At 33.3% G+C, this 9,526-nt stretch carries 13 protein-coding genes and 2 pseudogenes; 11 read left to right on the top strand and 4 right to left on the bottom strand.

The features are described 5' to 3' along the window. Positions 1-406: 406 nt before the first annotated feature. Positions 407-982, bottom strand: a complete 576-nt coding sequence (locus tag ACFILZ_RS09000) for a S24 family peptidase (RefSeq protein WP_375682374.1) — start codon at positions 980-982, stop codon at positions 407-409. 187 nt (positions 983-1,169) lie between these two features. Between ACFILZ_RS09000 and ACFILZ_RS08995 the strand changes: the two genes are divergently transcribed. The 7 genes from ACFILZ_RS08995 to ACFILZ_RS08965 all read left to right on the top strand — a co-directional run bounded on the left by ACFILZ_RS08995 (position 1,170) and on the right by ACFILZ_RS08965 (position 5,456). Continuing rightward, positions 1,170-1,406 carry a hypothetical protein gene (locus ACFILZ_RS08995; protein WP_375610939.1) on the top strand — a complete coding sequence of 79 codons (237 nt, stop codon included), beginning with the start codon at positions 1,170-1,172 and terminating at the stop codon, positions 1,404-1,406. Further along, complete coding sequence (locus ACFILZ_RS08990; protein WP_375682373.1) at positions 1,375-1,863, top strand: hypothetical protein; 489 nt, start codon at positions 1,375-1,377, stop codon at positions 1,861-1,863. The genes ACFILZ_RS08995 and ACFILZ_RS08990 overlap by 32 nt, the downstream gene beginning before the upstream one ends. Before the next feature lie 77 nt (positions 1,864-1,940). After that, on the top strand, positions 1,941-2,189 hold the full coding sequence (locus tag ACFILZ_RS08985; protein WP_375610937.1) for a hypothetical protein: 249 nt from the start codon (positions 1,941-1,943) through the stop codon (positions 2,187-2,189). Between the two features lie 815 nt (positions 2,190-3,004). Continuing rightward, a complete protein-coding gene (locus ACFILZ_RS08980; protein ID WP_375682375.1) occupies positions 3,005-3,256 on the top strand; it encodes a hypothetical protein in 252 nt (83 codons plus the stop codon). A 552-nt stretch (positions 3,257-3,808) separates the two neighbouring features. Beyond that, positions 3,809-4,039 carry a hypothetical protein gene (locus ACFILZ_RS08975; protein WP_375682372.1) on the top strand — a complete coding sequence of 77 codons (231 nt, stop codon included), beginning with the start codon at positions 3,809-3,811 and terminating at the stop codon, positions 4,037-4,039. Positions 4,040-4,123: 84 nt separating this feature from the next. Continuing rightward, complete coding sequence (locus ACFILZ_RS08970; RefSeq protein WP_375682371.1) at positions 4,124-4,282, top strand: hypothetical protein; 159 nt, start codon at positions 4,124-4,126, stop codon at positions 4,280-4,282. A 634-nt stretch (positions 4,283-4,916) separates the two neighbouring features. Continuing rightward, positions 4,917-5,456, top strand: coding sequence for a hypothetical protein (locus ACFILZ_RS08965; RefSeq protein ID WP_375610935.1), 540 nt, complete (start codon positions 4,917-4,919; stop codon positions 5,454-5,456). Here ACFILZ_RS08965 and ACFILZ_RS08960 read toward each other — a convergent pair. From ACFILZ_RS08960 to ACFILZ_RS08950, 3 genes are all read right to left on the bottom strand, one after another. Then, a complete protein-coding gene (locus ACFILZ_RS08960; RefSeq protein WP_375610934.1) occupies positions 5,440-6,294 on the bottom strand; it encodes a hypothetical protein in 855 nt (284 codons plus the stop codon). The two genes, ACFILZ_RS08965 and ACFILZ_RS08960, sit on opposite strands and share 17 nt — an antisense overlap. Positions 6,295-6,539: 245 nt before the next feature. Further along, complete coding sequence (locus ACFILZ_RS08955; protein WP_375610933.1) at positions 6,540-6,968, bottom strand: type II toxin-antitoxin system HicB family antitoxin; 429 nt, start codon at positions 6,966-6,968, stop codon at positions 6,540-6,542. A gap of 67 nt (positions 6,969-7,035) precedes the next feature. Next, positions 7,036-7,227, bottom strand: a complete 192-nt coding sequence (locus tag ACFILZ_RS08950; protein ID WP_375610932.1) for a hypothetical protein — start codon at positions 7,225-7,227, stop codon at positions 7,036-7,038. A gap of 302 nt (positions 7,228-7,529) precedes the next feature. On the opposite strand from ACFILZ_RS08950, the pseudogene ssb reads away from it, so the two are divergent. The 4 genes and pseudogenes from ssb (at position 7,530) to ACFILZ_RS08930 (ending at position 9,122) form a co-directional block, all read left to right on the top strand. Next, positions 7,530-7,981, top strand: a pseudogene (ssb, locus tag ACFILZ_RS08945) (single-stranded DNA-binding protein). Positions 7,982-7,991: 10 nt separating this feature from the next. After that, positions 7,992-8,450 (top strand): hypothetical protein, encoded by a 459-nt coding sequence (locus ACFILZ_RS08940; protein ID WP_375610941.1) that lies wholly within the window; start codon positions 7,992-7,994, stop codon positions 8,448-8,450. 101 nt (positions 8,451-8,551) lie between these two features. Further along, positions 8,552-8,730, top strand: a pseudogene (locus ACFILZ_RS08935) (type II toxin-antitoxin system HicA family toxin). Next, the gene (locus ACFILZ_RS08930; protein ID WP_375610931.1) at positions 8,727-9,122 is read left to right on the top strand and encodes a type II toxin-antitoxin system HicB family antitoxin; all 396 of its coding nucleotides are present in this window, start codon (positions 8,727-8,729) and stop codon (positions 9,120-9,122) included. The pseudogene ACFILZ_RS08935 and the gene ACFILZ_RS08930 overlap by 4 nt, the downstream one beginning before the upstream one ends. The last annotated feature ends 404 nt before the right edge of the window (positions 9,123-9,526 follow it).

The following is a 9,526-nucleotide window of genomic DNA, read 5'->3' as shown; positions in this document are numbered from 1 at the left end:
CATCAAGTGTTCCAGACTCTGCAATGTTTTGATTATCATCGTAGGAAACTAATAAAATTTCATTGGAATTAATAAGAATTGGCTTATCCATAATTTTTCCTCCCTAACATCCCTTGGCGATTGTTTGTGTGTGGTTTATGGATACCAATGTAGTGTATTTAAGAACATATGTTAATACATATGTACCGATTTTAGAAATTTTTACATAAATATAAAAATTCGATTAGAAAATTAAAACTGTAATTACTAAAAAAGGGGTATATGTTTAGAATAGCTAGAGCTTTAGTAATACTAATTACATTGAATTTTAATATTCTAATCGATTATTTTGCAAATATTTGCATAATTCTCTCCTTAACAGAAATATACGATAAGAAGAAAATTATGCCCATATGATTTGACTATTTTAAAATCTCGGTGGTTTTATCCAGTCTATAGGCGCAGCCCAAATTAATGCAATATCTTTTATTTCTGGATACAACCTATTTAAACTCTCTAAATTAAATAAACCAAGCTTACTACCTTGCTTTATTATTTTGACAAAACAACGTCCATCTTGCGTATAGACAATTGCTTTTTTATTAAGAAGTAAACTTGGAGAAATGTTTTCTGAATAAAATAAAATGGATTTATCCTCAATGAAAGGTTCCATTGAGTCGCCTTCAACTTTTACTGCGTATGTATCCTTTGTAATATATGGGGGCATTTCCACTTCTTCAAGCCAACCATCTTCATAGGGGATAATTTCTGAACCTGCTCCTACATATCCCATTAAGGGTATAGTTTTTTTCCGTGGAAGTGGGTATTTTGTGATTTCCTCAATTGCTATACCTTCTTGTGCACTTATTCCTCGTTCACCTGTCAGCATTTTATTGACTGCAGATCGGTAGATAGGACGATGTACCTTCTCACTTAGTTGTCTGGCAAGCGATGATTGAGATAATCCAGATTCTTGTAAGGCTTCACTTAGCCAAATTTTCATAATGTTATTCATGGTTTCATTATATCTTTGTTAGAAAAAAAATCTTTTGTAATTTTAGTTATATTTTCTATTGATGTTGTACCTAAATAAGCTACAATATGACTTATGAAAACAATTTTCGGAAATAATAAATTTATTAGGTGGGGTTCGTAGAGTATCTCAGTTACTTGGGGTTCATAGAACACGCATGTACGTCTGGCTCCGTCCTGTATCAAAAGGTGGAACTGGTGGGAGAATTCCGACAAAATATATCCCAATTCTTTTGAAGGAAGCCGGAAGAATTGGAGCACCAATTAAGGCAGAAGACTTTTTCTCGTTTTTTTATAGGACGCAATCATGCGATTCTAAATTGTCTTCACACTCTGCTTTTATTGCTGCCCCTACAGATAATAATGAACATCAACAGCACCATTCACACTCTTAAAGAAGAAAGATCAGAGATAGTAGATGTCCCACAGATCACTATAAGCAAAGTCCAGTTGATTGATCTTGTTAATAAGATTGGACAGGAAAACATATATTATGGTGTCCTTTCACCTCAAGATGCATGTTTTGAAATAAGCATAGATCCCTCATCAACAGGTTGTTTTGTCTATATGCTGCATAGTATCCTTGCACGTGATGATAGAAAATATTTTCCGTTATTGCCGTACGATGATTTTAATCAATGGTTTTTATCTGTGTTTACGCAAGCTTTTACAACTTGGTTTGATAATTATTTTTCTCAAGAGTTGTCATCTTTTTATCGCTTAAATGAGCTGATCTTGTTTATAGCCTTAGTCAAAAATAGGTTTGATTTCTTAAGGGATAAACTCACCAAAAAAAGAAAAGAAGAAATCAAATTAATAAGATGCGTGCAGTGTGTGTCTGAATTGAGTTAATCCAATTTTTCAAAACTTATAACTACGCGCTCTGCCATAGCGCACATATCAATACGCATCAACCATAAGGGGAGGAAATGAAAAAACCACCACGTTATACTTTTAGCTCTTCAGAAGATTTAATACATGCAATAGGTTTTCCAGATGGTTGTACAATTGTTTTTAGTAATTCTGATTGGAATTTTTCTTTTGATGAAAATAACCATTTAATAGCTAAAAATGCTTTAGGATCAAAGTTATACTTAGAGGTACACGATAACACACAAGCTTTTAAAGAGAAATTTCAGGGATTATTCGAGAAGCATAATAAGCGGTCTGCATATTAGATGAAGCGCTTCGTAATTGATATGCTTTTAATCGATCTGTTGCAGCCTCCATTTCATTCCATGATGATTGGATTCGTTTGGCTTCTTCTTTAGGGGAATATAAAAATATACGTTCTAAAAAATATTAGCATTAAAAATTTTTGTGAAATCATAAGTTGGAGAAAATTGAAAAGTAAGTTTAACAGAAGCCCCGTATGTTCTATCAATATCGGCCCCAAATTGTATACCTATGATAGCAAAACATTTTGTATGGGCTAAAATATTTATAGACAATAATACTTTCGACGCAGGTACTTCAGGTGGGCTTATAAAATGAATTCTATCTTCGATATTATGGCAATGAGGTAAAGAAGGCGCATTAAATTGACCAACAGAAAGAAATACTTCAGGCCAAGAATTAGTATGTTCCCAGTTAATATCACTACATGGTTTCCGACAGTAAACACCAGAAACAGAATGTAATTTAATATCAAAGGGGGCTATATTGTGAAAATTAAATCATGCAATATCATCAGCAAACTCTTCATAACAAGATGTAATAAACAAAGGTTGCAGTAGAATGTTGTTTACTTGATTGTTTGTATTTTGAAGCACATCATTATCAGGCATTTTCCACCTTTATTTCGAAAATAATTACCGTCGAACAGCTTTGTAAAAATATTTTTAAATGGAATAGCAAATGACTAACACGATTCTCTGTCTTGATCTAGGGACAAAGACAGGCTGGGCGATATGTTCCAAAGACATGTGCCTAAAGACGACAACGAAGCAGACGCTTTAGCAATTTTATATTTAAAGAAAGAAGGGGGGTATATATGTCCAGTAAAATACCATGGACGAGACTTAATACAGACCAATGGCTATTTAAACTTTCTGATTTACCGCCTATGGAAGTCAATGTTTATGTAAAGTTGCGGATAAGAATGTTACACACGCGTGAACCTCTTTTGAATGATTCACGAATATTATCTCATTTTACTCGTTGTTCAGTAAAAAGATTTCAAAAGGCATTAGATTATTTATTTAGAATTGGACACATCATTTGCTTAGAAGATGGTCGTTTGTGAAACTCAGATGTTGAGGAAGAACTCAATAACTCAAACGAAAACTTAAATAAATTTTCAGAGAGCACAGAAGGCAGCGCAAGCAAAATGGGCAAAACATCATAAAGCAAAAACAATTAGTGATGATCAAGATGCTAAGCATGATGCTTGTGAGGATTCTAGCAATACAGAAGCAATGCTTAATGATGTCATTAACAATAACATATATAATAAAAAAACTAAACTATCGTTTTAGAAAAAAAAGAAATTTGTTCTGAAAGTTTAGAAACAAACGAACAAATTGACGAGCCAACAGAGGTTCATGCTTGCGAAAGCCAACCAGAGCAAATCACAACGGGTGTAGAAAACCAACCTCCCATTCACGAGCAAAAGAACGTTCCCAAAAAAGCGAAGCGGACTAGGTCAAAATATGGGTTTCTCTTACCTGCGGATTTTGAACCTAATTTGCAATACGCAATCGATCAAGGATTAACGCATCATGAGGCAGTGTCAGAATTTGAACGGTTCACAAATTACTGGATAGCAAACCCAGGTAAAAAGTGCAAACAAACGAGATTGGCAAAGGACTGGGTGCAATTGGGTTACACATCCAAAGTGTTTTTTTTAGCACAGAAAAAAGCAAGATTAGAACAGGAGAAACGGTTAGGTGGTCATTATGGAAATGATCAGTCCGGGGTATCCATTGACTTTGAAAACTGGGAATACATTGACGAAACAGGAGGAGGCGCAAACCTTAGATGCTTGCAATCGTCTACAAGCGTTGCTCTCTGTGAAAGCTTCAGTTAAGCAAATTGAGCAAGCTTCTTTCCTACTCTCAAGCATGAAGTCCCTGCGAACACAGATTCCAAGGCCGTTATCCTTTCCTATAGCATGATGCTGGAACGGATTTCAGCATATGCTCTGAAAAAGGGCGTCGAAGATATCGTAACTGGTCAAGCAATGGGGATATCAAAAACATTTATGCCAATTTGTGGAGAGCTTTTAGCTTATTGCCAGACAGTAGAAAATAACCTTCTTTCAAAAGCCTAAAGTGTACGTAGAGCAATTAAAATACACGTGAGAAAACACTCAAAGAAAAAACAGCGAAAGAGCACTTTAGACGACTAACGCTTGTTCACAAGCAAGAGCTTGAAGAAACTTTAAATGGTATGGAGGAACAGTGAAAAACATTGCAGGTTAGCAAAATAGTGAAAAGTGATGATCATTTTACGATTAGATATGCGTTTTAAGAGTGACTAAAAATTTTTTTTAAGGTATAATATTTTCCTAAAATTGTATGCAGTACCAAATTTATAAACTAAGTGAATCCTTTAATACAAATTAAGAATTTTAGGATGTGAAAATTTCAAGATATTTGTTTAAAAAACATAAATAGCTAGTATCAATGTAAAAAAATATTGCAGCAGTCATTAAGTTCTTTCGTGTATTTTTGAAATAACAGAGTGTTTCTTTAATCTTTATGAAAGGTTAGAGGATCTTAGTACTTAAAGCGATCATCAACTATAGATAAATAATAGATGAGGTTAACTAAAAGCAACTGGATGCAATAGAAGACGTTGCTATTAAAAGGAAAGCAAACGCGAAAAAACTAAAGGTAGTTTGTGCCTTCTATCAGAAAATAATTTAAAAAATTGAAATCATAATTTTTTCACAGGAAATGAGTATGTTTACAGATAAGCAACTAAGAGCCTTGTTTGGCATTATAGTTTTTATATTTTTATGTTTTTCAGGAATTAAAAAAAATATTGACTTTATTCAGGGTATTTTGACATTCGCATCTGTTGGTTTGATAATAGTAACAACTATTTTTGCAATTTTATGCAATTCTAATATTCCTTCTGAGTTGCAGAACAACCCAAAATATAAAGATGATGGTACAACGGGTTGGGTGAAACTAACACGTGATTTACAACAATATATGCACCGACTCTTAAATATAATAATTTTAGCGCTTGTCGTTTTAATTTTCCCAAATAGTTATAAAGAAACTGTTTCTTTGCCTGTCATTTTTAGGTATGTGGAACACAAATTTCCTTTTTCATTAGATACCATAATGTGGTACTCAGATATTGCTATTTGGTATTTAAACATTGTACTTTGGTATTATTTTTTATGCCGTGTACTCTTTCTTATGTTGTATACACGCAATTTAATAAATATATCTATCCTTACACTGCAGTGTTCCATTATAAAGCCACAGTGAAATTTCCGATTTCAAATATCAATTCTTTTTTTACAAAATCTTTATTATATCTGCCATTATCATCTTTAGATGATTTAATACGGATTCTATGCTGAAAACTCTCAGTATTAAATATTACATCGAACTTATCATATGTATCTCCCACAAAATTTAATTTGTGCAATATAGGATTTTTTTTATCTTTTTTTAAAAAATTCCACAAATATTCCCTTAAATTATTTTCTTCTTTAAATTTGATATCTAAGCTGAGTTCTATTTCAGTAACATCATCAGTGGGAAATGCATCAAGAGAATCTTTAGCCAACTCCACTAAGCATTTTGCTGATTGCTTTCCAAAAAGTTCTAATTGTTTTTGTTTTTTATATTTTAGTTTTATTTCTTTAATTGAATGCAATTTTTTTTCGAAATCTTGCTTATCAATAAGCTCAGGTAAAATATTAATTTCTTCCTTGAAATTTTCTTTGTAGTGTGACTGCAAGCATTGGTTTAGCTTTTTACTTGAAGAAAAAAGAATGAATTTTGTAGGAATCAAAACTCCAAAATATTGTTCATTTTGTTCAATTTGTTTTTTAGAACGCGGGTTAGGAACGCTTTGAAAGCCATTTTCGGAATCAATCACTTCAGGATTATAAGGACTTTCTTCTCCTGTTAAAACATAAACCCAATAGTAGGTACTTGATTCCACAAAAAGTTTTTCAATTGTTAAGGTAGCACATTGATTCTTCACGGTAAGAGTATACGTTCCTTCCTGCAAAAATTTATCGATACAATTTGTATTAACTAATTTTGAGTCTGTATCTATTTCATATTTATAAGAAAGGAAGTTAATGGTATTCATAAAGCTAACACAATTACAACGTTTATAGTCTTATGGGCGATAGATACTATCTAAGTTATCTCAGTGATTATGAAGTAGGTAGTTTGTATCTCAAATATCTCGTGTCTTTTAGAATCATTCAAGTGAAAGGTGGAGGCTATAAAATTTTAATTGTAGAAGCAATATGAGTTTTAGAAGATCTATTAAAAGCTGCTTAAGTTTAAAAGAAGTATGATCATCTTCCCAGCTTTTAAGTGGAGAAGAAATTAGGTTGCATCTTTGATTGTAATAACGACTTTTTTTCCAAGAACACTCAGTGTTTGCTCTAATGTTTGAAGCTTAGTTGGATAATTTGGATCAAGAATGCGTCTTGCTTCTGTTTCTTTTTTACCCAAACGATTAGCCAATTCTGTTTTTGTGATATTCGCTTCATTAAAGGCTTCTACCACTGCAAGTTTAAGAACATTCCATGCATCTACAGTAACCTCTACAAGGTCTTTATACTGTTGTGGCATTGGTAAAGGCAAACCACGCATAGAATAGCTCCGTAATGCTAAAGCTAAAGCTTCAACAGCATTCTCTAATGCCTCTGCTCTATTTTCTCCAGCTGTTATTGCTTCTGGTACATCTGGAAAGGTTACAATAAAACCACCGTCTGGATCAGATTCCAGTTTTGCTTGATAAGTGTATTCCATGTTTAGGTATCCTCGCCATAATCGAAATGCTTTTAAAACGAAAAATCAAAGCCATTGAGAGAGTAACTCATACCCTCAACTGCTTTTTTATTATTTTCACGTAAAGTGGGGTCAATTCACCAGATTTTATAACGGTTGTCTTGTCTCCAAAAGTTACCAAATAATATGACCCTTTGCCTGCATCAGGAGCTTCACTGTAATGAATGCCTCTATTTCTGGCTTCTTTACGTAATTCTCTAAGCAGTGCTTCTCGTTTCATTTAGCCTCCCCCTTTCTTTATAAAATGAATATCGCACAAAAAGGTTCGATAATCAACAATAAATCGAACAAAAAAGTTTGATACAGACTCTTAATGAAAGGATATTTATTGAAACGTTAAAAGCAGAAATAAGAAAGCCGTGCCATTTGTGTGACATGTTTTTTTGATGAATAATTTGTCAAATAATATTATAATATAATACTTAAAAAACTGTTATTAACAAACTGAAATAATTGAAAAAATAAGCAAATCATGTTAAGGTTTTCTATGTATTAAAATACAAATTTAAGGTAAGAAAAAACATGCTAAATAAAGTGACTTTAATCGGGCGCCTTGGTGCTAATCCCGAAAGCAAAACAATGAATTCTGGAGCAGAAATAGTCAATTTTAGTATAGCGACTTCTGAGAGCTATACAGATAAAAAACCAATCAAAAAGTAGAGAAAATAGAATGGCATTCCGTGGTGATTTTTAATCCACATTTAGCAAAAATTACACTTCAGTATCTCAACAAAGGTTCAAAGATTTACGTAGAAGGCAAATTACAAACACGCAAATGGCAAGATAAAAATGGGCATGACCGTTACACAACAGAGATTGTCTTACCACAATTCAAAGGCGAGTTGTATTTGCTTGATGCAAAGAAAGATCAATCAGCATCCCCTACCCCTTCACCCATTACTTCTCAAAATTATGCTATCGCTTCAGGTGCTCAAGATTATAGAACAGCTCTTAACGATAGTGTCCCATTCTGATTGATAACATATGACAAAGAGAAAAAAACGTACAAAACGCGGACGTCCTCGGATTAAAGGATGCATAAGAGAACCAAACGGACGCATCTCACGAGCAAAAACACCGCATGAACCCATGGATAAATTGGCAATTGAAATGCGTGCCAAACGCTTTGGCTTGACCATAGAAGAGGCTAAAAATCCGCTTTCCGGTACCTATATTGGGCGGCTTTATTTGCAAGGCGAAATCAATCAAGACCAATATGATGCTGCGCAAAAATATCTTGAAGTGAAAAACAATTACCTATGTGCAAAAGGATTGCCTAATGCAATTTATGATAACTTTACTCCTTCATCAAATGAGGAAGCACAAAACGGTGGATTGAAAGAGCAACTCATTGTTATGAAGAGACGAAAGAGATTATCAAAGAAACACAACACCTCTATAGACAGTATAATCTTTATGCTGCATTACAATATCTTGTTATAGAAGATCAATTGTTAACACATCTTGTTAGTTCTTTGCGTATTGTTCTTAATGCGCTTCATAAGCATTTTAGCCATTAAAAAAGAACTGACATCAGATGAAAAATCATTGCAAAATTAAAGCGTGATGGCTTTGAACTTATCAAAGTAAAAGGTTCTCATCATAAATTTAAAAAAGATGATAAGGTTGTTATCGTTCCACATCCTAAAAAAATCTTCCGATTGGTACAGCACGTTCTATCGCACAACAAGCAGGCTGGTTAAAAGAAGGAGAAGAAGAATGAAAAGATTTTTTGCTCTTGTTCATAAAGATGAAGAATCTGCTTTTGGTGTTCAGTTTCCTGATTTTGAGGGACTTTTTTCTGCTGCTGATGAGGAAGAAAATTTAATAGCAAATGCAACAGAAGCACTCCAGCTTTATTGTGAAGATATAGATAGAATGCCTATTCCTTCAAAATTTGAAGAAGTCATACAACGGGAATCTGTCAAAACAGCTTTGTCAGAAGGAGCTTTTTTAATACAAGTTCCTTTTATTGAAAATGATTCAAAAGTCATACGCACAAATATATCAATTGAACGAGGGATTTTACGTGCAATTGATAATTGTGCACAAAAGAGAGGTTTAACAAGATCTGCTTTTTTGGCAACAGCAGCCCGTCACGAGCTTAATATTTAGCTCATCAATCTGGAAAAATCTCTCACTCTCGATTTTTTTGCAAAAGCGTGTAATTGCATATGATCCGCAAACTATTAATGAAAATCAAAAGGCGGCAGGCAAACAAAACGCTATAGTTAAGAGGGATATAACTATCATTGATACTATATACATGGCATCTAATATTTCTGGACCTGTCATTACCTTTCCCTCCTATAATAATTTCACAATCATTTATAAAATCTAAAATATTTTAGAATATCCTATTTTAAAATAAAAAAAATACAAGATCATGATTTTTTTGTTGACATAGTGTAAAAAATCGTATTTAATGATGGTAGTGTATTAGTTTTATTGTGTCTAAAATTCAAAAATATCCCCAAAAATTCAGCAAAATGTCAAATTGAAGCGTGGCTAGAAAGCCC

This window comes from Bartonella sp. AP40SXNS (assembly GCF_042195825.1).
Taxonomy (GTDB): Bacteria; Pseudomonadota; Alphaproteobacteria; order Rhizobiales; family Rhizobiaceae; genus Bartonella.
Note: the sequence above shows the minus strand (reverse complement) of the source record. Positions and strands in the feature narration are given on the sequence as shown.

What these genes read in the sequence shown, in the direction of transcription:
- ACFILZ_RS08955 (WP_375610933.1), bottom strand. Translation starts at nt 6,968, where the DNA reads ATGGAATACACTTATCAAGCAAAACTGGAATCTGATCCAGACGGTGGT.
- ACFILZ_RS08930 (WP_375610931.1), top strand. Translation starts at nt 8,727, where the DNA reads ATGAAAAGATTTTTTGCTCTTGTTCATAAAGATGAAGAATCTGCTTTT.
- ACFILZ_RS08960 (WP_375610934.1), bottom strand. Translation starts at nt 6,294, where the DNA reads ATGAATACCATTAACTTCCTTTCTTATAAATATGAAATAGATACAGAC.
- ACFILZ_RS08940 (WP_375610941.1), top strand. Translation starts at nt 7,992, where the DNA reads ATGACAAAGAGAAAAAAACGTACAAAACGCGGACGTCCTCGGATTAAA.
- ACFILZ_RS09000 (WP_375682374.1), bottom strand. Translation starts at nt 982, where the DNA reads ATGAAAATTTGGCTAAGTGAAGCCTTACAAGAATCTGGATTATCTCAA.
- ACFILZ_RS08990 (WP_375682373.1), top strand. Translation starts at nt 1,375, where the DNA reads ATGAACATCAACAGCACCATTCACACTCTTAAAGAAGAAAGATCAGAG.
- ACFILZ_RS08995 (WP_375610939.1), top strand. Translation starts at nt 1,170, where the DNA reads ATGTACGTCTGGCTCCGTCCTGTATCAAAAGGTGGAACTGGTGGGAGA.
- ACFILZ_RS08985 (WP_375610937.1), top strand. Translation starts at nt 1,941, where the DNA reads ATGAAAAAACCACCACGTTATACTTTTAGCTCTTCAGAAGATTTAATA.
- ACFILZ_RS08950 (WP_375610932.1), bottom strand. Translation starts at nt 7,227, where the DNA reads ATGAAACGAGAAGCACTGCTTAGAGAATTACGTAAAGAAGCCAGAAAT.
- ACFILZ_RS08980 (WP_375682375.1), top strand. Translation starts at nt 3,005, where the DNA reads ATGTCCAGTAAAATACCATGGACGAGACTTAATACAGACCAATGGCTA.
- ACFILZ_RS08965 (WP_375610935.1), top strand. Translation starts at nt 4,917, where the DNA reads ATGTTTACAGATAAGCAACTAAGAGCCTTGTTTGGCATTATAGTTTTT.
- ACFILZ_RS08970 (WP_375682371.1), top strand. Translation starts at nt 4,124, where the DNA reads ATGATGCTGGAACGGATTTCAGCATATGCTCTGAAAAAGGGCGTCGAA.